This window comes from uncultured Psychroserpens sp. (assembly GCF_947503375.1).
Taxonomy (GTDB): domain Bacteria; phylum Bacteroidota; class Bacteroidia; order Flavobacteriales; family Flavobacteriaceae; genus Psychroserpens.
On sequence record NZ_CANNDQ010000002.1, the window covers coordinates 225,325 to 248,687 of the forward strand.

General features: G+C 32.7%; 21 protein-coding genes. 12 read left to right on the top strand and 9 right to left on the bottom strand.

Annotated features, from left to right (window positions below; genetic code table 11):
- Nucleotide 1: 1 nt before the first annotated feature.
- From Q0876_RS04315 to rpmH, 3 genes are all read right to left on the bottom strand, one after another.
- Nucleotides 2–526, bottom strand: coding sequence for an ankyrin repeat domain-containing protein (locus Q0876_RS04315; RefSeq protein WP_299224496.1), 525 nt, complete (start codon nucleotides 524–526; stop codon nucleotides 2–4).
- Nucleotides 527–604: 78 nt separating this feature from the next.
- Nucleotides 605–3,457, bottom strand: coding sequence for a carbamoyl-phosphate synthase large subunit (carB, locus tag Q0876_RS04320; RefSeq protein ID WP_299224498.1), 2,853 nt, complete (start codon nucleotides 3,455–3,457; stop codon nucleotides 605–607).
- Nucleotides 3,458–3,556: 99 nt separating this feature from the next.
- Nucleotides 3,557–3,718, bottom strand: coding sequence for a 50S ribosomal protein L34 (gene rpmH / locus Q0876_RS04325; protein WP_033961596.1), 162 nt, complete (start codon nucleotides 3,716–3,718; stop codon nucleotides 3,557–3,559).
- 160 nt (nucleotides 3,719–3,878) lie between these two features.
- Here rpmH and Q0876_RS04330 point away from each other — a divergent pair, with 160 nt between their 5' ends.
- Nucleotides 3,879–4,439: a DUF2892 domain-containing protein gene (locus Q0876_RS04330; protein ID WP_299224504.1), complete on the top strand. Its 561-nt coding sequence runs from the start codon at nucleotides 3,879–3,881 to the stop codon at nucleotides 4,437–4,439.
- Nucleotides 4,440–4,456: 17 nt separating this feature from the next.
- Here Q0876_RS04330 and cls read toward each other — a convergent pair whose 3' ends face one another.
- Genes cls through Q0876_RS04345 form a run of 3 tightly spaced genes read right to left on the bottom strand, consistent with a single transcriptional unit; the run spans nucleotide 4,457 to nucleotide 7,555 of the window.
- Nucleotides 4,457–5,911 (bottom strand): cardiolipin synthase, encoded by a 1,455-nt coding sequence (cls, locus tag Q0876_RS04335; protein WP_299224506.1) that lies wholly within the window; start codon nucleotides 5,909–5,911, stop codon nucleotides 4,457–4,459.
- Complete coding sequence (locus Q0876_RS04340) at nucleotides 5,911–6,846, bottom strand: lytic transglycosylase domain-containing protein (RefSeq protein ID WP_299224508.1); 936 nt, start codon at nucleotides 6,844–6,846, stop codon at nucleotides 5,911–5,913. Before Q0876_RS04340 ends, cls begins: the two co-directional genes overlap by 1 nt.
- Nucleotides 6,847–6,886: 40 nt before the next feature.
- On the bottom strand, nucleotides 6,887–7,555 hold the full coding sequence (locus tag Q0876_RS04345; protein WP_299224510.1) for an alpha/beta hydrolase: 669 nt from the start codon (nucleotides 7,553–7,555) through the stop codon (nucleotides 6,887–6,889).
- Nucleotides 7,556–7,673: 118 nt separating this feature from the next.
- Between Q0876_RS04345 and Q0876_RS04350 the strand changes: the two genes are divergently transcribed.
- Nucleotides 7,674–7,970 (top strand): N-acetyltransferase, encoded by a 297-nt coding sequence (locus Q0876_RS04350; RefSeq protein WP_299224512.1) that lies wholly within the window; start codon nucleotides 7,674–7,676, stop codon nucleotides 7,968–7,970.
- 152 nt (nucleotides 7,971–8,122) lie between these two features.
- Here the strand turns inward: Q0876_RS04350 and mtaB are convergent, their stop codons facing one another.
- On the bottom strand, nucleotides 8,123–9,448 hold the full coding sequence (gene mtaB / locus Q0876_RS04355) for a tRNA (N(6)-L-threonylcarbamoyladenosine(37)-C(2))-methylthiotransferase MtaB (protein WP_299224514.1): 1,326 nt from the start codon (nucleotides 9,446–9,448) through the stop codon (nucleotides 8,123–8,125).
- A gap of 90 nt (nucleotides 9,449–9,538) precedes the next feature.
- Here mtaB and Q0876_RS04360 point away from each other — a divergent pair, with 90 nt between their 5' ends.
- Nucleotides 9,539–11,173 carry an ABC transporter substrate-binding protein gene (locus Q0876_RS04360; protein ID WP_299224516.1) on the top strand — a complete coding sequence of 545 codons (1,635 nt, stop codon included), beginning with the start codon at nucleotides 9,539–9,541 and terminating at the stop codon, nucleotides 11,171–11,173.
- Between the two features lie 4 nt (nucleotides 11,174–11,177).
- Here the strand turns inward: Q0876_RS04360 and Q0876_RS04365 are convergent, their stop codons facing one another.
- Together Q0876_RS04365 and Q0876_RS04370 are read right to left on the bottom strand one after the other, a co-directional pair.
- Nucleotides 11,178–12,359 carry a GlmU family protein gene (locus Q0876_RS04365; protein WP_299224517.1) on the bottom strand — a complete coding sequence of 394 codons (1,182 nt, stop codon included), beginning with the start codon at nucleotides 12,357–12,359 and terminating at the stop codon, nucleotides 11,178–11,180.
- 145 nt (nucleotides 12,360–12,504) lie between these two features.
- Nucleotides 12,505–12,756 (bottom strand): type B 50S ribosomal protein L31, encoded by a 252-nt coding sequence (locus Q0876_RS04370; RefSeq protein WP_299224519.1) that lies wholly within the window; start codon nucleotides 12,754–12,756, stop codon nucleotides 12,505–12,507.
- 162 nt (nucleotides 12,757–12,918) lie between these two features.
- On the opposite strand from Q0876_RS04370, the gene Q0876_RS04375 reads away from it, so the two are divergent.
- The 9 genes from Q0876_RS04375 (at nucleotide 12,919) to Q0876_RS04415 (ending at nucleotide 23,217) form a co-directional block, all read left to right on the top strand.
- Nucleotides 12,919–13,443: a DUF4199 domain-containing protein gene (locus Q0876_RS04375; protein ID WP_299224521.1), complete on the top strand. Its 525-nt coding sequence runs from the start codon at nucleotides 12,919–12,921 to the stop codon at nucleotides 13,441–13,443.
- Nucleotides 13,444–13,486: 43 nt separating this feature from the next.
- The gene (locus Q0876_RS04380; protein WP_299224523.1) at nucleotides 13,487–14,434 is read left to right on the top strand and encodes a glycosyltransferase family 2 protein; all 948 of its coding nucleotides are present in this window, start codon (nucleotides 13,487–13,489) and stop codon (nucleotides 14,432–14,434) included.
- A gap of 78 nt (nucleotides 14,435–14,512) precedes the next feature.
- Entirely contained in the window at nucleotides 14,513–16,243 is a 1,731-nt protein-coding gene (locus tag Q0876_RS04385) for a phospho-sugar mutase (RefSeq protein ID WP_299224525.1), read from the top strand.
- Nucleotides 16,244–18,073, top strand: coding sequence for an ABC transporter ATP-binding protein (locus Q0876_RS04390; protein WP_299224527.1), 1,830 nt, complete (start codon nucleotides 16,244–16,246; stop codon nucleotides 18,071–18,073). It begins immediately after the preceding gene.
- 287 nt (nucleotides 18,074–18,360) lie between these two features.
- Nucleotides 18,361–18,903 carry an RNA polymerase sigma factor gene (locus Q0876_RS04395; RefSeq protein ID WP_299224529.1) on the top strand — a complete coding sequence of 181 codons (543 nt, stop codon included), beginning with the start codon at nucleotides 18,361–18,363 and terminating at the stop codon, nucleotides 18,901–18,903.
- A gap of 47 nt (nucleotides 18,904–18,950) precedes the next feature.
- Entirely contained in the window at nucleotides 18,951–19,448 is a 498-nt protein-coding gene (locus tag Q0876_RS04400; protein ID WP_299224531.1) for a hypothetical protein, read from the top strand.
- Nucleotides 19,449–19,464: 16 nt separating this feature from the next.
- Nucleotides 19,465–19,917 carry a sensor of ECF-type sigma factor gene (locus Q0876_RS04405; protein WP_299224533.1) on the top strand — a complete coding sequence of 151 codons (453 nt, stop codon included), beginning with the start codon at nucleotides 19,465–19,467 and terminating at the stop codon, nucleotides 19,915–19,917.
- 183 nt (nucleotides 19,918–20,100) lie between these two features.
- On the top strand, nucleotides 20,101–21,315 hold the full coding sequence (locus Q0876_RS04410) for a methyltransferase domain-containing protein (protein WP_299224535.1): 1,215 nt from the start codon (nucleotides 20,101–20,103) through the stop codon (nucleotides 21,313–21,315).
- Entirely contained in the window at nucleotides 21,316–23,217 is a 1,902-nt protein-coding gene (locus Q0876_RS04415) for an endonuclease (RefSeq protein WP_299224536.1), read from the top strand.
- Nucleotides 23,218–23,363 lie beyond the last annotated feature (146 nt).

Consider the following 23,363-nt stretch of genomic DNA (forward strand, 5'->3'; position numbering starts at 1 on the left):
ATTATTTTTTATTCACAAGTTCAATTATAGATTCGTTTTTTGTCATTGCCGCATAATCTTTTGCTGTGTTTCCTCTATTATCTTTAAAATCAACATCAGCTTCAGCTTTAATTAGTAATTTAATTATGGGCTCATTCCTTAAAATAATGGCATAATGTAATGGTGTTGTTCCATTTACATCAGCGACATTAGGATTGGCTCTTAATTTTAATAAATGCTCAACCACTTTTGGTCTTTTTTTATAAACAGCAGCCATTAAAGGCGTTCCATATTTACTATTTCCATCAATATCCTTTACATGAGAAGCTAAAAACAATGCAACATCTTCATTTCCTTTATAACATGCCAGTGTTAATGGCATGAAGCCATTATTGTCTATCGAATTTATAGTATCAGGATTAACAGCCATTAACATCTTAACTTCTTCTAAAGTACCGAATCTAGCAACATCAAAGACATCGTTTTGACTATAGCTGATTAGGGATGATAACGTACACAGAAATAAAATAAAATATTTTAAATTCAATACTATAGATTTGAGTGACAAAAAGCTAAAATACTAATTTTATGATGAATACGCCTTGCATTTCATCGAATAAAACCATTATTTGCTCAAATACATCTTGCGTCTAGAATATAAATTATAGAATTCATCGTCTTTCAGACTATCAATAAACAAAATACTCTCACCTGTACTCTTCATCTCTGGGCCTAGTTTTTTGTTCACATTAGGGAATTTATTAAATGAGAATACAGGCTGTTTGATGGCATAACCTTCTAAATGTGGTTTGAAATCAAAATCTGTTACTTTCTTCTCGCCAAGCATCACTTTTGTAGCATAATTCACATATGGTTCGCCATAAGCTTTTGCGATAAAAGGCACTGTTCGTGATGCTCTTGGATTAGCTTCAATGATATAAACCTTATCATCTTTGATGGCAAATTGAATATTTATAAGTCCAACAGTATTAAGTGCTAAAGCAATCTTTTTAGTGTGATCTTTAATTTGTTGCATCACAAATTCACCTAAGTTAAAAGGTGGCAATGTTGCATTACTGTCCCCTGAATGAATTCCACAAGGCTCGATATGCTCCATGATACCAATAATATATACATTCTCACCATCACAAATTGCATCAGCTTCTGCCTCAATGGCACCGTCTAAATAGTGGTCTAACAATAATTTATTATTAGGAATCTTACGCAGAAGGTCTACCACATGTTCTTCCAATTCCTTTTTATTGATAACGATCTTCATGCCTTGCCCTCCAAGCACATAAGATGGTCTTACCAAAATTGGAAAATCAAGCTTATCAGCTACAGCTAAAGCTTCATCAGCAGTTGATGCTGTATCAAATTCTGGGTAAGGAATGTTGTTTTCTTTTAATAAGGTAGAAAAACTTCCTCTATCTTCAGCTAGGTCAAGAGATTGGTAAGTTGTTCCAATAATTTTAATTCCGTAACGGTCTAACTTCTCAGCTAACTTCAATGCTGTTTGGCCACCTAATTGTACAATTACACCTTCAGGTTGCTCGTGACGTATAATATCATAGATGTGTTCCCAAAATACAGGTTCAAAATAGAGCTTGTCTGCAATATCAAAATCGGTAGAAACGGTCTCTGGGTTGCAATTGATCATAATAGTTTCATAGCCACATTCAGCACTTGCCAATACGCCATGAACACAGCAGTAATCAAACTCAATTCCTTGACCAATTCGGTTAGGACCAGAGCCTAAAACGATGATTTTCTTCTTATCTGACACTTGACTTTCATTTGCCGAAAAGACATCACCATCTTTGGTTTGCACTTCATTTTCAAATGTGGAATAATAGTATGGTGTTTGCGCTTTAAATTCTGCGGCACAAGTATCTACCAATTTATATACGCGATTAATATTAAATTCATCACGCTTATTATATACTTGACTTTCCAAGCACTTTAGCATATGTGCTATCTGGCGATCACCATACCCTTTTTGTTTGGCTTCTAAAAGTAAATCACGTTCGATAGTATCAATTGTGAAATTAGAAATCTCTTTTTCTAATTCATACAATTCTTCGTACTGTTTTAGAAACCACATATCAATTTTTGTGATTTCATGAATTCTACTCAGAGGAATACCCATTTGTATAGCATCATATATAGCAAATACACGATCCCAACTTGCATAGGTAAGCTTATCTATAACTTGCTGATAGTCTTTATATCCTTTACCATCTGCTCCTAATCCATTACGCTTAATTTCAAGAGATTGTGTTGCTTTGTGTAGTGCTTCTTGAAACGAGCGTCCAATAGCCATAACCTCTCCTACAGCTTTCATTTGTAAACCAAGTGTTCTATCAGACCCTTCAAATTTATCGAAATTCCATCTCGGAATTTTTACAATAACATAATCAATGGTAGGCTCAAATAGGGCTGAAGTAGATTTTGTTATTTGATTACTCAATTCATCTAATGTGTATCCTAAAGCTAGTTTTGCCGCAATCTTGGCAATAGGATAACCCGTTGCTTTACTAGCTAATGCAGAAGAACGAGAAACACGAGGGTTAATTTCAATCGCTATAATGTCTTCTTTTTCATCAGGGCTAACTGCAAATTGCACATTACAACCTCCAGCAAAATCACCTATGCTGCGCATCATATGAATGGCCATATCACGCATTTTCTGAAAGGTCTTGTCAGAAAGTGTCATTGCTGGTGCCACTGTAATTGAATCTCCAGTATGAATTCCCATAGGATCCATATTTTCTATGGTACAAATAATGACAACATTGTCGTTTTTGTCTCGAAGTAATTCCAACTCATATTCTTTCCAACCTAGTAGAGCTTTATCAATCATGACCTCATGAATAGGCGATATTTCTAACCCTCTAGTTAAAGATTCATCAAATTCCTCTTCATTATAAACGATAGCAGCTCCAGCTCCTCCTAAAGTAAAAGAGGCTCTAATACATAAAGGAAAACCAAATTCTTGAGCAATTTCCTTACCTCTTAAAAATGACGTAGCAGTTTCTTGAGGTGCCATGCCAACACCAATTTTTGTCATTAGATCTCTAAACTGTTCTCTATCTTCTGTGATATTAATCGCATCTATATTAACACCAATAATTTCTACATCAAAATCTTCCCAGATTCCTTTTTCATCGGCTTCAATACATAGATTTAAAGCGGTTTGACCTCCCATTGTTGGTAAAACTGCATCTATTTGAGGGTGTTCTTTTAATATCTTAATTATCGATTTTGTAGTTAATGGCAAAAGATAAACGTGATCAGCCATAGATGGATCTGTCATTATCGTTGCTGGATTCGAATTAATTAGAATCGTTTCAATTCCATCTTCGTGAAGAGAACGTAAAGCTTGAGATCCAGAGTAATCAAATTCACAGGCTTGCCCAATAATAATAGGACCTGAACCGATAATGAGAATAGACTTTAATTTTTCGTTTTTTGGCATGTTTTATTTTTTTATGGTTGTAAAAATAGGTAACAAATAGGTACAAAAAAAGGTGTTACACCTAAGTAACACCTTTAAAATATTAACAATTGTTAATCATTATTTCTTATGTCTAGTTTCAGATGATACAGACAATTTCTTTCTTCCCTTAGCTCTTCTACGTGCTAAAACTTTTCTTCCGTTTACAGAAGCCATTCTTTCTCTAAAACCGTGTTTATTCCTTCTTTTTCTTTTTGACGGTTGAAACGTTCTTTTTGGCATTGTCTTATATTTTTAAAAAACTTATATCTTTTTTATTGCTTTGGATTGTTCTCAAAACTGCGTGCAAATATACAAAGAGTTTTTACTTTGACAAGCGTAAAATAAAAAATATTTACAATAGTTTTTCTTAACTTTGTTGGCTAAATTTTAATCTTGAAGAATGTTCAATAAAAATATAAAGTTAGTCATAGCATTTTTAATTTTTGCCTTTGCCATCTATCAATTCACTGAAGGTTACATTGGAAATGGTATTATGTATATATTACTTTCGCTCATTTTTGTATTTCTATACTTTAAGAACGAATTTATCCTACTTGCTTTTTTAAAATTAAGAAAACAAGATTTTGAAGGCGCTAAGAAATGGCTCAGTAAAATAAAAAACCCATCTAGTGCCTTGGTAAAAAAACAAGAAGGGTATTACAATTATTTACATGGTATTATGGTTGCACAGACTAATATGAATGAAGCTGAAAAATATTTTAAGAAAGCTTTGAATCTTGGTTTATCAATGGATCATGATCTGGCCATGGCAAAACTGAATTTAGCTGGAATTGCTTTTAGTAAAAGAAGGCCTCAAGAAGCTCAAAAATTATTGAATGAGGCTAAGAAGCTAGATAAAAGGGATATGTTGGCTGATCAAATAAAAATGATGAAGCAACAAATGAAAAAAGCTTCTATACCAAATCAGCATTACGGGAACAGAAACATGAGACGTCGTTAGAACGATATAACTTCATTTTAAAGCATAGGAGCCCAAAGCCTACTAAATGATTCTTTAAGCTTTTTAATCTTCGGTCTGTTTTTCCAGCGTTCGATATCAATAATTTCAGAACTCTCTATATCCTGAATGAATTGTGCTTTTAAGGCTTCACTTTTTTCTGAATCGTAGATCAAAGCATTAATTTCGAAATTGATATTAAAACTTCGATTATCAAAATTACAAGTACCAACAGTACAAAATTCATTATCAACTACCATCGTTTTAGCGTGGATGAATCCTTTGTGATATCGGTATACTTTAACCTCTGCTTCTAATAGAGACTCAATGAATGAGTTTGTTGCGTTTTCAGCAACCCAACTATCTGAGTCTTTTGGGATTAATAATCGAACATCGACTCCAATTTTAGATGCAATTTGCAAGGCTGTAATAATTTGCGCATTAGGTATAAAATAAGGCGTTGTAATATAGATGTAGTTTTCGGCATTATTAATAGCTGTTAAAATTGCTTCCATAATATTAGCCCAATCGGTATCTGGCCCACTTGCTGCTATTTGTAGTGCGACATCTTTTTCACATTGAATCTTTGGGAAATAACTTTCTTTGATTTTTATTTCATCTTTAGTGACAAAATCCCAAGTGGTCAAAAAGTGAAATTGAAGTACTTTTACTGCTTCACCATAAATACGTAAATGCGTATCTCTCCAATAGGGTTTAGTCGTTTTAGAATTAATGTAGTTATCTGATATATTAATACCTCCAATATATCCTATTTTACCATCAATGACAACTATTTTCCTATGATTACGATAGTTTGATTTACCAGTAAAACTTGAAAAAATTACTGGCATAAATGGAAAGTGTAATACACCACTTTCATCTAATTGATGCTTCATTACCGAAGACAGATCACTACCAACATCATCATAACTTATTTTGACTTCAACTCCAGCCTTTGCTTTGGCGCAAAGTATATCTAGCAATTCTGTCCCGATACCATCATCTTTTAAAATATAATATTCGAGATGAATATGCTGTTTGGCGTTTTGCAAATCTTCTAACAATCGATCGAACTTAACTTCACCATTGATTAGAATATCAACTTCATTGCGAATGGTCAATGGAGAACGTTCACTAGCCTTTAGTAACTTAACAAGTTTTATCTTATCATCTAATTTTTCATTAATAACCCTCAGGTCTCTACCTTCCATTTTGATGCTCTTCCCAGCCGACTGAATGATATTTGAATTAATAATATGCTTTCTATTAAAAATTTTAGTTTTTCTATATTGTTGACCAAACAGGTAGTATATGATCAATCCAAAGAAAGGAAATAGCGCAAGAATTATAATATAGGAAACTGTTTTTGTTGGGTCTATATTTTTAAGCAATACAGTAATTATGGCTGAAACAGCCAAGATATAGTTGATTATAATTATAATCGACCAAGCATGCTCTTTTAAAAATTCAATCATTAAGGTTTAACTGAATAGTATCCTTCCTTAGGTATTTCTATATAATACTTTTTATTAGAAGAATTATTGAGTTTCCCTTCTCGTAACCAAGGGTTATGCAATTTTAAAATCTTATAGTTGATCCCAAATCTCTTTGCAAATTGAGAAAAATCGGTTACAATGGTATCTACTTCTACTTTGTAAGTAGGGACCGTTTTATATAGATCTTCTTTTTTAAAATTGAATCCATACTGCTTTGGATGATTTAATATCTCTTTCAGCGCTATAATTCTAAACAAATATCTACCCGTTTCCTCTCCTAGTAACAAATCGTAATAATCACTAACACCTTGTTCTTCTAAACGTCTTGAAACACCTGCATTACCTGCATTATATGCTGCTGCCGCTAAAGTCCATGAGCCTAACTTTTGCTTAGCTTTTAATAAATATTTACATGCTACTTCTGTTGCCATTTCAAGATGATAGCGTTCATCTACATTACTATTTATTTCTAATCCGTTTTCCCTTCCAGTTGTCTTCATTATTTGCCATACACCTCTTGCTCCTGCAGGAGATACTGCATTTGTAAGACCACTTTCAATTACAGCCAAATATTTAAAATCATCTGGAACGTTATTTTTTTTGAGTATTGGCTCTATGATAGGGAAGTATTTTTCTGCTCGTTTAAACATTAGCAACCCATTTGATTGCCAATACGTGTTTACTAATAGCTCTCTATCCATTCGCTCTAAGATATCTGGATTTTCAAGAGGCACTGGTTCACCGGCAAAATCTAACGCTTTTGGAACAGATAATGCATACACATTATAATCATTAACAAGCTTAGGTTCATTTTCAATATTTTGATCTGAAGGTCCTTTTTGAACTGCGAAGATGAATAATCCTGATATTGATATTAGACCAATTGCTGCTAGTATATTTTTAATTGTCTTCATTTTTTCTTTTTTATAAATGTATAAAATTAAATAGTGGCTTTCAAGATTCATCTAGTATTAGTTTTGGTAAATTTTCGTTAAACCACTTATATTTATTTATAACCATAATATGTGTTCCACCTTTAACAACGATACAATCTCCTTGACATGAATGCGGAAATATAGCATCTTTATCACCATGAATGTAAACTGCTTTAGGATTTGGTTGTTCTTGATCCCATTCAATCACGTTCTCAATTGCCCAATCTAAATAGCGTTTATCACTAACTGATAAATACTTTTTATAAAGTTCAACACGTTTTGTAACAGTCTCTCCAAAAGCATATTTTGCTAAAAAATCAATACTACCAACAAGCTGAGTAGGTAATAATTTATAAGCTTTTGTAAACTTCATAATACGCATACGCTTAGGTAACTCGTGTTTTGATTTTACACTTGAAACAACAAATAACTTTCTCAGATGCATATGCTTACTCATTTCTTGAACAAGAATACCACCAAAAGACACTCCTAATAACACTACATTTTCGTGCTTAATATTAGCAATCATTCGTTTAGCATAAGAGGCTAATGATTCTTTTTTATTAGGAATCATCCACTCGAGCCAATGTATTTCGAATTGCGCTTTAGGCAATTGAATATGCTCAAAGATTGTTGGGTTAGCTGCCATTCCAGGCATGAGATATACATGTATCATATTTTGGCTCATAACTATTTAAAAATCAGTTATTTTTAATTTTTATGATATTTTTTGTAAATTTGTAATGCAAAACTATATAAATCTATAGTTTCTACCCTACCAACCATTGAATTAAATACAAATTACTATGATTGATGCAGCAGAACTGACTGACAATGACTTTTTACGTCAATTTGAACTTAAGGTTGACGACGAACTTGCCAAAATTGAATATGCACTTCAAGACAGGAAAATTTTCTTGACCAAGCTAATTATTCCAGATACTATCAAATCTGAAGACTTTGAAGAAGAGTTTTTAACTCTTGTGTTTGAGAACATAGCTGAACGAAATATTAGTGTTGTGCCAACGAGTCCAGAAATTGCAAAATTTATAAGACGACATAGAAAATATAAAAAGATGTTACCTGTAGGAATTAGAATATAATCAGTTCATATAGACACATAAAAAAACCGAAGTAAATACTTCGGTTTTTTTTTGAATAGTCTTCTTTTTATTGTCTTGTTGCGCCAACATTACACATTGCATTATTATCTGTTGGGTTATTGAATATATAAGAAATATACTACACAAATGAATTATAAAACTTTTTCCTTAACAAACTCAAATCTCACTAATCCGTCTTCATCAATCTTAGTCAATTCTACTTCATGAAGCGTATTAATTAACTCTGGATTCCAAGGTGCTTTTACTTTTATGTAATTCTCCGTAAAACCATGAATATAACCTTCTTTATTTTCTCCCTCAAATAAAACAGTTCTATTAGTTCCTAATTGGCTTTCATAAAATGCTCTACGTTTTTTTACAGATAAACCTCGTAACATTTTACTGCGTTTAGCACGAACTTTTTTTGGAACTACTCCTTCTAGAGAAGCTGCAACTGTATTGTCTCTTTCAGAGTATGTGAACACATGTAGGTATGAAATGTCTAATGAATTTAAAAAATTGTAAGTCTGCAAAAACAATTCATCAGTCTCTCCAGGAAAACCTACAATTACGTCTACACCAATACATGCATGAGGCATAACCGCCCTTATTTTTGAAACTCGATCTATATAGAGTTCTTTCATGTAACGACGACGCATCAGCTTTAAGATTGTATTACTTCCGCTCTGTAAAGGAATATGAAAATGAGGAACAAATGAATTACTTTTTGCTACAAATTCTATCGTTTCATTTTTAAGTAGGTTAGGTTCAATTGATGAAATACGTAAACGCTTAATGCCTTCTACTTTATCTAAGGCTTCTACTAATTCATAAAAGGTGTGCTCGTGTTTTTTATTACCAAACTCGCCCTTTCCGTAGTCACCTATATTAACTCCAGTCAATACAATTTCTTTAATATTTTTTGCAGAAATCTCTTTTGCATTTTGCAAAACGTTTTCTAGAGTATCACTTCTTGAAATACCTCTTGCTAATGGAATCGTGCAATAGGTACATTTATAATCACAACCATCTTGTACTTTTAAAAAGGCGCGAGTACGATCGCCAAAAGAATAGCTACCAACATAGAAATCTGCATCTTTAATCTCACAGCTATGCACTTCTCCCATATCATTCTTAGTCAAATCATTGAGGTAGCTTGTAATGTTAAATTTCTCGGTAGCGCCTAACACTAAATCAACACCTTCAACATCTGCTAATTTCTGCGGTTTTAATTGTGCATAGCATCCTACAGCCGTAATAAAAGCTTCGGGATTGACCTTTTGTGCTTGCTTTACAATAGATTTAAATCGTTTATCTGCATTTTCAGTAACTGAGCAGGTGTTAATAACATAGATATCTGCTTTTTGCTTGAAATCTACACGATCAAAACCTTCATCAGTAAAGCTTCTAGCTATAGTAGAAGTCTCTGAAAAATTCAGCTTACAACCTAATGTGTAAAATGCGACTTTTTTATTCATATCTGGATTAGTATTTCCATTAGCACAGAAATCTATTTATATTTACTCGTTTTCTATAAATAGTGGGCAAATTTACAACTAATGAGCAAAATGCTAAAACGCACATCCTATAATTATTCATTTTTTCATCTAATTTCTAGTGTTTTAACACTTTCTATACTCCTATCATGTAGTAACAATGCCGACACTATAAAAGAACATTTGGTTTTTCGATATAATGAACATAAAAATATTGGTTCTTTAGATCCAGCATTTGCTAAAGACAATGCAGACATTTGGGCTGTTAATCAGCTGTTCAATGGTCTTGTGCAAATGGATGAAAATCTTAATGTACAACCATGTATTGCCAAACAGTGGAATATTTCTGACGATGCACTAACCTATTCATTTACATTAAGAAATGATGTCAAATTCCATAAACATAGATTGTTTGGTAGTGATTCAACCCGAACTGTAAAAGCTAGCGACTTTGAATATAGTTTCAATCGCTTATTAGATAAAAAACTAGCCTCGCCAGGTAGTTGGACGCTAAGTAAAGTAGACACTTTCAAGTCTATAAACGACACCTTATTTCAAATACAACTCAAACAACCTTTTCCAGCGTTTCTAGGCTTACTTACAATGAAGTACTGTTCTGTGGTACCAAAAGAAATTGTTGAACATTACACTAATGATTTTCGTTCGCATCCTATTGGAACTGGCCCTTTCAAATTTAAGCGCTGGGAAGAAAACTTGAAGCTGGTTTTCAGGAAAAACACTATGTATTTTGAAAAAGATACAGATGGAAGACCTTTGCCTTATTTAGAAGCAGTTGCTATTACATTCTTACCAGATAAGCAGAGCGAATTTTTACAGTTTGCACAAGGCAATATAGACTTTGTTTCTGGTTTAGACGCATCTTATAAAGATGAAGTTTTAACTGCAAGTGGTAGTCTAAGAGCATCTTATACATCTAGCGTGAATATGATTCGCGGACCGTACCTTAATACTGAATATCTTGCGTTCTTTATGGAATCAGATATTCCAGAAATACAATCTCAATTATTGCGACAAGCTATTAATTCTGGGTTTGATAAGCAAAAAATGATGACCTATTTACGAAATGGTATTGGCATTCCTGCTCATGGTGGTTTTATACCAAAAGGGCTTCCTGGTCATGATAATAGTATTGGTTACACATACCAACCCGAAAGAGCACAAGAATTGATAGAGCTATTTAAAGCTGAAACAGGAATATCTAAGCCAGAAATTACTATTACTACTACTAGTAATTATTTGAGTTTCTGCGAATACATACAACGTGAGCTTCAAAAGATTGACATCACTGTTAATGTTGATGTCATTCCAGCTGCCACTCTAAAAGATGCAAAAGCAAACGGCAAGCTAGATTTGTTTAGAGCAAGTTGGGTCGCTGATTATCCTGATGCTGAAAACTATTTGTCACTTTATTCTAGTGAAAATTTTGCGCCTAACGGTCCGAATTATACACATTTTAAAGACGCTCAATTTGATACTTGGTATAAAGAAGCGTTTTCTATCACTGATTCGAAACAGCGCGAATTATTATACACAAAAATGGATAGTCTGATCATGGCTAAAACACCAGTAGTACCATTGTTTTATGATGAAGTGGTAAGATTCACTAGAAAAGAAGTTTTCGGACTTGGTATTAACCCAATAAATTTATTAGTTCTAAAGCGTGTTAAAAAAATAAAAAAACAGTAATTATCTATTCATCTTTCTTGCGCCATTGCTTAGTAACTTCAAAAACATGTTCTAGAATTGCCTTATCAACATCTGTAAGTTCAACTGCTCTTCGTTTCATAACCACTGTTGCCACTTCAAACGCCTTTTTAGTCAAGTAAGTTGTAAATCCTGAATGTCCTCCCCAAGAAAAGCTTGGCACAAAATTTCTAGGAAACCCACTTCCAAAAATATTTGCACTAACACCAACTACAGTACCTGTATTAAACATTGTGTTTATACCACATTTACTATGATCACCCATCATTAAACCACAGAACTGTAATCCAGTTTTAGCAAAGCCCTGCGTATTATAATTCCACAATCGTACTTCAGCATAATTGTTCTTTAAATTAGAGTTATTTGTATCAGCGCCAAGGTTACACCATTCTCCTAAAACAGAATTCCCTAAAAAACCATCATGGCCTTTATTTGAATATCCGAAAAGTACAGCGTTATTTACCTCACCTCCTACTTTACTATGAGGCCCAATAGTTGTTGGTCCATATATTTTTGCTCCTAATTTTACAGTAGCATGATCACAAAGTGCAAAAGGACCTCTTATAATACTACCTTCCATAACTTCAGCTCCTTTACCTATATATATTGGGCCTGTACTTGCATTTAATGTTGCAAATTCAAGTTTAGCACCTTCTTCAATAAATATATTCTGTGAGTTTAAACAGTTATTTGATGCTGGTATTGGTTGCGACTTACGATGTTGAGTAAGCAATTCATAATCATCTTTAATAGCGTCTCCATTTTTTGAAAAAATATCCCACGCATGTTCTATTTTTAGAATTACCTCATGGTATTCAATAGCCTCATATGTACTAAAGTCTACTTCTTCCTGAGATTCCTTTGAAAAAAAAGCAATGACATCCTCCTCTTTAAAAATGGCTTGATTTTCTCCAAGGTTTTTAATCATAGCAACTAATTCTTTATTAGGCAAGTATGATGCATTGATCATCACATTAACATCCATCTCTACCATTGGATATTTTTCAGAAAGATAGTCTTCAGTTAATGTAGTTGTTGTAAAACCTAAATGAGATTCCCATTTTTCTCTAATAGTTAGAATACCAACTCTGATATCTGCTACAGGTCGTGTGAATGTAAATGGTAACAAATTATTTCGTGAAGGGCCATCAAATAGAATATAATTCATAACTAGTGTAGACAAAAGAAGTAAAAATCAAAAATACTTTTTGAAAATAACTTCAAAATTAATTATTCCAAATGTAATGCAATTGTAGATAACAAAAAAGCCCTCAAGAAAATCTTGAAGGCTTAAGTATGATGTATGGCTGAGCTTATTTTTTAAACTTAGCGTATTTGTTCTTGAACTTATCAATACGACCAGCAGTATCTACTAATTTAGATTTACCAGTATAGTATGGATGAGATGTTCTTGAAATTTCTAATTTAACTACTGGATATTCAACACCATCAACCTCAATAGTTTCATTTGTCTCTGCAGTTGACTTTGTTAAAAACACGTCGTCATTAGACATATCTTTAAATGCTACAAGTCTATAATTTTCTGGATGTATTCCTTTTTTCATCTCGTTATTCGATTTAGTCGCTTTACATTTTTCGAGGTGCAAATTTAAGTATTTTTTGTAAATTACCAATAAATTATTTTATTTTTTATTACTAAAATCAATTTGTAACAATTTCTGTCATTGAGACACTAACCTCTTGTATAACAAGAAATCAACTAAATTATGGAAAACGAAAAACCAAAAATCAAGCCTATAGCCTATAATTACGGTGCTTACCTTGGCGTTTTAACAGCTGCTGGATTAATTATACAATATGTAGCTGGATTAGAACGAAACTGGGTAGTAAGTGTTATTAGTATTATCCTAACCATCATTATTTATTACTATGGTATAAAAACATACAAACAACAAAACACAAATTACCTTTCAATAAAAGAGGCGATTAAAGTTGGGTTAGCAATAGCAGTTATTGGAGGTCTTATTGGTGCTGTGTATACCTACATACATTATTCATATATACAGCCTGAATTTATTGAAGCTATTAGAGAGCAAGCTTACTCAGATATGACCTCTCAAAATCCGAATATGACCGAAGAACAACTTGCTACAGGTGAAAAAATGATGAATATATTCACATCGTCGTTTTTCATGGCTACCATGACACTTATCTTTTCATTATTCTTTGGTTTAATCATCTCGCTAATTACTGGAGCTATTATGAAAAAAGATGACCCAAGTTTAGCTTAAATAATTTCAGTATTTTTGAACATTAAATATTGAAACACAATACATGAATATATCAGTAGTCATACCACTACTTAACGAGCAAGAATCATTAACAGAATTACACGATTGGATTTCAAAAGTCATGGAATCCAATCGTTTTTCTTATGAAGTCATTTTTATTGATGATGGTAGCACTGATGAATCTTGGCAAACTATTCTGAAACTATCTCAAGGTAATGAACGTGTTAAAGGCATACGATTCTTAAAGAATTTTGGTAAGTCTCAAGCACTACATGCCGGTTTTAAAAAAGCTAAAGGCGATGTAGTTATTACCATGGATGCAGATTTGCAAGACAATCCAGAAGAAATTCCAGAGCTTTATAACATGATCATTTCTAAAGAATATGACCTCGTTTCTGGATGGAAGAAAAAACGATACGATTCCATACTTACAAAAAATTTACCTTCAAAATTATTCAACTGGGCTGCACGCAAAACGTCAGGTGTAAAGCTTAATGATTTTAACTGCGGATTGAAGGCTTATCATATTGATGTTGTTAAACATATTGATGTTTATGGTGAAATGCATCGTTACATACCTGTACTTGCTAAAAATGCTGGCTTTACAAAAATTGGCGAGAAAATAGTGAAACATCAAGCTAGAAAATACGGCGAAACCAAATTTGGCATGAATCGATTTGTTCATGGTTTTTTAGATTTGATCACGATATGGTTCATTTCCCGTTTTGGCAGAAGACCAATGCACTTGTTTGGAGCCTTAGGTGTTATAATGTTTACTATAGGCTTTGCCTTCGCCATTTACCTTGGCGTAGATAAGCTTTTCTTAAACCCATCAGGACGTTTGATCACCCAACGCCCACAATTCTACATTTCACTTGTAACTATGATTATTGGTACTCAATTTTTTGTAGCTGGCTTCTTAGGTGAAATCATACTAAGGACTCAAAAAAACAAACAACGGTATTTGATAAAGCAAGAGTTAAATTTATAGTGATGACACTTTAATTAACGTTAAGTTATTGACCAACATATTTTGAAATCCGTACTTTTGCAGCATAATTTTTTTTGAATGACACATATTGAACCTCAACTTTTAGAACGTGTAAATACATGGTTGACACCAACCTTTGATGAAGACACTCAAAATCATATAAAACATTTAATTGCCAACAATACTGAAGAACTTAAAGAAAGTTTCTATAAAAACTTAGAATTTGGTACAGGTGGTATGCGCGGCATCATGGGAATTGGTACAAATCGCATCAATAAATTCACACTTGGCAAAAACACACAAGGTCTTAGTAATTATTTACGTCAACAATTTCCTTCTGAATCACTAAAAGTAGCTATAGCTTATGACTGTAGGCACAATAGTAAAAGTTTAGCTAAGGTAGTTGCCGATGTATTCTCAGCTAATGGCATAAACGTTTTTCTTTTTGAAGACCTACGCCCCACGCCTGAATTGTCGTTCGCTTTAAAACATTTAAATTGTCACTGTGGTATTGTATTAACAGCTTCTCATAACCCACCAGAATACAATGGTTATAAAGTATATTGGCAAGATGGCGGACAATTAGTTCCGCCACAAGATGCAGAAATTATCTCAGAGATCAATCGACTTGACTATTCTGAAATAAAATTTGAAGCTAACAATGACTTAATTCAATACATTGGAAAAGATGTAGATGACATATTTATTGATGCCTCAGTAAAAAACGGAAGTTTTGATACACCTTCAAAAGCTAAAGATGATTTACATATAGTTTTCACATCACTTCATGGAACATCAATTACAGCCATACCTGAAACTTTAAAACGAGCTGGCTATGTAAACGTTCATATTGTTGAAGAACAACGAGTACCAAATGGAGATTTCCCTACAGTAAAATCTCCAAACCCTGAAGAACCAGAGGCTTTAAAAATGGCTATACAATTGGCAGAGAAAGTTGACGGAGATATTGTAATAGGTACAGATCCTGATTGTGATCGTCTGGGTGTTGTTGTAAGAAATTTAGAAAATGAACTCGTGATTTTAAATGGCAATCAAGCCATGATCATTATGACACATTTTTTATTGGAAGAATACAAACAAAAAGGAAGTATCTCTCCTAACGATTTTATTGGCAGCACTATTGTATCTACGCCTATGATGCAAATCATAGCAAACGCTTACAATGTAGAATGCAAAATAGGTTTAACTGGCTTTAAGTGGATTGCAAAAATGATCAAAGACTTCCCTGATCAGTATTTTATTGGAGGAGGTGAAGAGAGTTTTGGATTTATGGTTGGTGATTTTGTAAGAGACAAAGATGCTGTTACTGCCACTCTTTTAGCCTGTGAAATCGCTGCACAAGCTAAGGCTAACGGCTTCACAGTATATGAAAAATTAATTCAGCTCTACATAGAACATGGGTTTTATAAAGAACGTTTGGTTTCGTTGACAAAAAAAGGCATTGAAGGCGCTCAAGAAATCAAACAAATGATGATTGATGCTCGTGAAAATCCGTTGAAAAATGTTAATGGCTCAAAAGTGGTTCGTATTGAAGATTATCAATTATCCATTACAAAAGATGTTTTATCAGGAAAAGAAACACCTATAGAGATCCCAAAATCTAATGTCTTAATTTACTACACTGAAGATGGTAGTAAAATTGCTTTAAGACCTAGCGGTACAGAACCTAAGATCAAATTTTACATAAGTGTAAATACAACTCTAGACAATGTGGCAGAATTTAAAGCTACGGAACAAAAATTGGAATCTAGGATTGATGCTATCCTCAAGGATATGAAGTTAAATTAAATGAAAAAAATTTTAATCCAATTATTACCATTCATAAAGAAATTTAAAAAACACGTTATTTTAAATGTATTTTTTAATATTCTTTATGCTTTGTTTAGCTCTCTTGCTTTTGTTTCTCTAATACCTATGTTAAACGTATTATTTGACAAAACACAAAAGGTAACTGAAGCACCCGTTTGGACCGGAATTGGAAATATAAAAGATTATGGTGAAACCTTATTAAACTACAAGGTAAGTAGCCTCTTAGACAATGGTAATGCCCAAATGGCGTTGCTCATTGTGATATCTATAGTGATATCTACATTTTTACTAAAAAACTTATTTGGTTACTTTGCCATGCAACACGTAATGTATCTTAAAAATGGTGTACTCACCGATTTGAGAAAAGATATGTACGAAAGAATTATAAGTTTACCATTGCGCTTCTATGCAAAACGACAAAAAGGCGATGTAATGGCTAGAATTTTAGGCGATATAAATGAAATGCAAAATTCATTCTTTATCATTCTAGAGCTTATTGTAAGAGAACCACTAACTATTGTTTTCTCAATAATACTAATGTTTACTATTAGCTGGCAATTATCTTTATTTGTGCTACTATTTATACCTGTTGCTGGGTTTATGATCTCTAGAATTGGTAAAAGTCTAAAGAGCAAATCATTAAGAGCGCAAAGAGAATCTGGAAAACTGATTTCAATTGTGGAAGAAACATTATCAGGATTGAAAATTGTTAAAAGCTATAACTCTGAGCCTACATTTAAATCCAAGTTTGAAAAGTCTGCAGATACCATTTTGAAATTAAATAATAATATCGGACTTAAAAACAATTTAGCAGGTCCATTAAGTGAGGTTCTAGGTATTATCACAATAGCAGTATTGCTTTGGTATGGTGGTCAACTAGTATTAATTGATAAAGTAATAGAAGGCACAACTTTTATTGCATTCATGGGACTTTCTTATGCTATCCTTACACCTGCTAAAGCCATCAGTAAAGCATCATATAAGGTAAAAAATGGATTAGCTGCTGCTGATCGTGTTTTTGAAATATTGCATCATAAGAATGACATGATAGATGCTCCAAATGCAACTGAATTAAAAGCTTTTAGCAAACAGCTAAAAATAGAGAATATCTCATTTAAATATGAAGATGATTGGGTGTTGAAAGATTTTTCCATGACAGTTCCAAAAGGAAAAACAGTAGCACTAGTTGGTCAATCTGGAAGTGGTAAAAGTACCATAGCCAATCTTGTTACCCGTTTTTACGATGTAAACAAAGGCACCATATCTATAGATGATAATGATATTAAATCTCTTACAAAAACATCGCTTAGATCATACCTAGGATTAGTAACTCAAGATTCAATTCTATTCAATGATTCAGTAAGAAACAATCTTTTGATCGGAAAAAAAGAGGCTACAGATGAAGATATTATAAACGCTTTAAAGATCGCTAATGCTTGGGAATTTGTTAAAGATCTAGATGGCGTTTTAGATTTCAATATAGGTGACTCTGGAACTAACTTATCTGGCGGTCAAAAGCAACGCTTAAGTATAGCTAGGGCAGTATTAAAAAATCCGCCAATAATGATTTTAGATGAAGCCACTTCAGCTTTAGATACTGAAAGCGAACGTCTAGTTCAAGATGCTCTTGAAAATATGATGAAAAACAGAACATCTATTGTAATCGCACACCGATTGTCAACCATTCAAAACGCAGATGAGATCATTGTAATGCAAAAAGGTGAGATTGCAGAACAAGGCAGTCACCAAGAATTAATGTCTAAGAATGGTGTTTATAAAAAACTAGTTGATTTACAGAGTTTTGAATAAGTAAAAATAAGCATATAGATTAAATCAGAAAAGGCTGGAGCAATTGTTCCAGCCTTTTCGATTCAATTACCAGCATTTGGGGACACTGGTAATGTATAAGTAAGTTAGGCTAGAACAAACATATAATAAATAAATGATTCAAACAAGAAAAAAATGTATTTCATCGATTTATTTTACTCTTTATCGATAATAATAAATGTAAAATTCTAATAATCAGAATATTATATAATTTATCAAATTTTCATTAAACTTTCACTATTTTCATAAGTCTAAATAAAAAACAATTTTTGGAGCAAGAACAAGATTTCATACAACGATTAATTACTAAAGAAACCAAAGAAGCAGCCTTTAAAGAGTTATTAGAACTTTATAAAGAACGATTATATTGGCACATTCGACACATAGTAAAATCTCACGACGATGCAGATGATGTTCTACAAAACACCTTTATTAAAGTCTATAAAAGTATTCATAACTTTAAAGGTGATAGCAAATTATATTCATGGATGTATCGCATCGCAACAAATGAATCTATAACACATATTAATAAAAATGCCAAACGCACACAACTATCAACAGAAGAGTATCAAAATCAAGCTATTAATAATTTAAAAGCTGATGTATATTTTGAAGGCGACCTTATTCAATTACAATTACAAAAAGCAATAGCAACCTTACCAGAAAAACAGCAATTGGTCTTTAATATGAAATATTTTGAAGACATAAAATATAAAGATATGGCAGAAATTTTAAAAACTAGCGAAGGTGCTTTAAAAGCATCTTATCATATAGCTGTCAAAAAAATCGAAACGTTTTTAACTAAACATTAAACGTTTTGAATAAAAATTAGTCTTAAATTAAAAGCAAAGTTTTTTTCATGAAAGACAAAAAGTTACATAACATCAAATCATCAGGTTTTAAGGTTCCGAAAGATTATTTTAAATCTTTTGATGAAAAGCTACAAACATGCTTGATAGAAAAAGAGTCTATGGAAAATATTGAAACTCCAGGTTTCAATGTTCCTAAGGATTATTTTGAAACGTTTAATGATAATCTCTTAGAAAAGCTTCAAAATGAAACACCAGTTGTTCAATTAAAACCTAGAAAAAAATTATATTATATTACTGGTATAGCTGCATCACTAATTTTAATTTTTACCCTCTATTTTAATCAAACAGAATCTGAAGACATCACATTAGAAATGGTAGAAACTTATTTTGAAAATAGTAACTTAGACAGTTATGAATTAGCAGAGCTCTTATCAAATGCTGACATGCTAGAAGATGACTTCGTCATTACAGAAACACCATACGTTGAAGATAATTTAGAATCATATTTGCTTGAAAATGCAGACTTAGATATACTTTTAGAATAATGAAACAAACACTACTATGAAAACATTAATTCCCATAATACTATTCGTTTTTAGCTTTTCAGCTTTTGCCCAACCAAATGGAAAAATGAAAGAGCGAATTAAAGCACAAAAAATTGCCTTTATCACAGAGCAATTAGATCTCACTCCTGATGAAGCAGAAAAATTCTGGCCAATTTACAACAAATTTGAAGCTACTACTGATAAGGTGAGATCTGAAGACTTGAGAACCATCAAAAGAGAGATGCGTGACAATCCAAACCTTTCAGATAAAGAAGCTGATGCACTTTTACAACAGCTAATGAATGCCGAAAATAAAATGCATGAAGCTAAATTAAAATTGGTCAATGACCTAAAGAAAGTTATTCCGTCCTTAAAAATAATACGGCTTAAAGCTGCAGAAGATGAATTCAATAGAAGGTTGTTAGATCGTCTAAAAGACATGCGACAAAACCGTCCAAAACGTAACTAAAAAAAAGGAAGTTCCATTACTTTCTTTCTTTAAGTCAAATTGTAAGTTTACTCATTCTACCACTTCCTAATGTATAAGCGATACCCAAAATTTTAATAAAAACAGAAAAGCAAAATTAATAACAGACTAATCTGTTCAACAAAAGCAATTAAAATGTATCTTTGCACGCTGATTTAAATTAAAATGCGTTTACACAGAAATTTATGTTTTGCTGTTATTGATGGCTTAACCTTGATCTTCAATGAAGGCAAATATGCAGATAAGGTTATACAACAACTTCTTAAACGAGACAAACGTTGGGGAAGCCGAGATCGAGCATTCGTTGCTGAAACCACTTATGATATTGTTAGATGGAAACGCCTTTATGCTGAAATAGCTGAAGTTAAAGCACCATACGACAGAGATAACCTATGGCGAATTTTTGCTGTATGGGCAACATTACGTGGTATCAAACTACCAGATTGGAAATATTTTGAAAGTACACCTACTCGAAAAATCAAAGGCCGTTTTGATGAATTATCCCAAACAAGAAAATTCAGAGAGTCTATTGAAGATTGGATGGATGAATTAGGTGTTAAAGAATTAGGCGAGTCTATATGGACAAAAGAGATCTCTGCTCTAAATGAGCAAGCTGATGTTATTTTAAGAGTAAACACTTTAAAAACTTCTAAAGAACACTTACAATCAGAATTATTCGATCAAGATATTGAGACCGAAAGCATAAAAGACTATCCAAATGCCTTAAAATTAAAAGAACGCGCCAATGTATTTCAAACAGAAGCCTTCAAAAATGGTAGCTTTGAAGTACAAGATGCTTCCTCGCAATTAGTTGCCGAGTTTTTAGATGTGAAGCCTGGAATGAGAGTTGTAGATGCTTGTGCAGGAGCAGGTGGAAAAGCATTACACCTCGCCTCATTAATGGAAAACAAAGGACAAATTATTGCTTTGGATATATATGCCAATAAACTCAACGAGCTAAAACGCAGAGCCAAACGAAATAGTGCTTTCAATATTGAAACCAGAGCTATTGAATCTACTAAAATAATCAAAAAATTATATGGCAAAGCTGATCGTGTCTTAATAGATGCGCCATGTTCAGGTTTAGGTGTTCTAAAAAGAAATCCAGATGCTAAATGGAAACTGCAACCAGAATTTATTGATAGCATAAAAAAAACGCAACAAGACATTTTACAGCAATATTCTCGTATCGTTAAGCCTGGAGGAAAATTAGTGTATGCTACATGTTCGATCTTGCCTTCAGAAAACAGAAAACAAGTTGATTTATTTTTAACATCTGAAATTGGAAAAGAATTTACCTTTGTAAAAGAAAATAATGTTTTTGCCCACAAATCTGGTTATGACGGATTTTACATGGCACTGTTAGAAAAGAAAAATTAAATGAAATACATTTACACTTTATTAGTTGTATTGATAACAGCAACTGCTACTGCACAAATCCCTTCAGGTTACTATGACCATGCCACTGGCACAGGATATACTTTAAAAACACAATTAAAGAGAATCATTGATGATAATGATGATGCTGAAATTAATAATTCGGTTGAAGAAATCTATAATCAGCAAACCTATAATGCTTTAGATGATTTTAATGCAACTTACGAAAGAGACTTCTACTATGATGCTGGAGGAGAGAATACTATTTTAGATATGTATTCTGAAGATCCTTCTGGTGCAGATCCTTATACCTATTCACCCATTTCAGACGAATGTGGAAATTTTAGCGGTGAAGGTGATTGTTATAACAAAGAACATGTTATTCCGCAATCGGTTTTTGGCTCTGAATTACCAATGTTTAGTGATGCTCATCATTTAATCCCTTCTGATGGTCGTGTAAACGGATTTAGAAGTAATTTCCCATTTGGAAGAGTAGATGACTCGCAATTAGTATCTCAATCAGGAATTACAAATCCTACTCAAAATGGCTCAAAATTAGGTGATAATCTTAACAGCGGTTACTCAGCTGGATACTCACAAACTGTCTTTGAACCTATAGATGAATTCAAAGGTGATATCGCTCGTATTTATTTTTATTTTGTAACACGCTACGAAGATCAAATAAGTGCATGGAACTCTTATCCTATGTTTGATGGTAGTTCAGATAAAGCACTAGCTGATCCATTTCTCAATATTTTGATCACATGGCATCAAAATGATCCAGTATCACAAAAAGAGATTGATCGTAACAACAATATTTTCTACAACCATCAAAACAACAGAAACCCTTTTGTAGATCACCCAGAATTTGTGGCTTTAATTTGGGACACAACTCCAGATACTGAAGCGCCTTCAGATCCTACAAATCTTGTTGCCTCTAACCCTACAGATAACAGCATAGATTTGGCGTGGACAGCTTCAACAGACAATATTGCAGTTGCTTCTTATGATATATATGTTGATGGTGTAAATACATTCAACACCAATAGCACCTCTTATAATGCTACAGGTCTCGCACCTGATACCAACTATTGTTTTACTGTAAAAGCTAAAGATAATTCAGCAAATGAATCTGGGTTTAGTAATCAAGCTTGTGAAATGACTACAAATAATGGTAGTTCTGGGGGAGATGTAGATTTATTCTTTTCAGAATACATTGAAGGTTCTGGAACTAATAAAGTATTAGAAATTGCAAACTTTACTGGATCAGACGTTAACTTATCTGCTTATACATTAAGACTTAGTACAAACGGCAATGCATCTTGGGGAACACCATATATATTTCCAAATGCAACTATTATTGATGAAGATGTTTTTATTATAGCTAATGGAGGTTCTGCTGTTTGTACTTCTGAATATGACGATCTAAATAATGATATTACTTCATTTAATGGTAATGATGCCATTGGTCTATTTAAAAATGATGTTTTAATAGATATACTAGGTGATTTCAATAGTAGTAGCAATTATGCTCAAAACACAACTTTAGTTAGAAAACCTGAAATAGATAGACCAACTATTACTTTCGATATCAATCAATGGAATAGTTTCCCATCTAATAACTGTGATGACCTAGGAACACATACACAAACATTAAGTGTAACTACATTCACTTTAACCGAAGTTAGTATTTATCCTAATCCAGCAAAAGATATAATAAACATCAACCTTGCCAACACACAAGAAACAAAAGTTGACATCTACAATGTATTAGGAAAGCCAGTCTTTTCTGAAACAATCAATGGTAGCCAATCTATTAATGTAACAACGCTTTCTGAAGGTATATACATCATAAAATTGACACAAAATGATCATACACTTAGTAAAAAACTAATCAAACGTTAGTTATTTTCATTAATACTAATAAAAAAAAGCGACCTACGTTTGTAAAATATATGGGGCGCTTTTTTTAGTTAATAAGAACGTGAATAACTCAAAATATTCGAGCTTATTATTTGCTTAATATCTATTGAAAAAAAGTAAATTTGCAT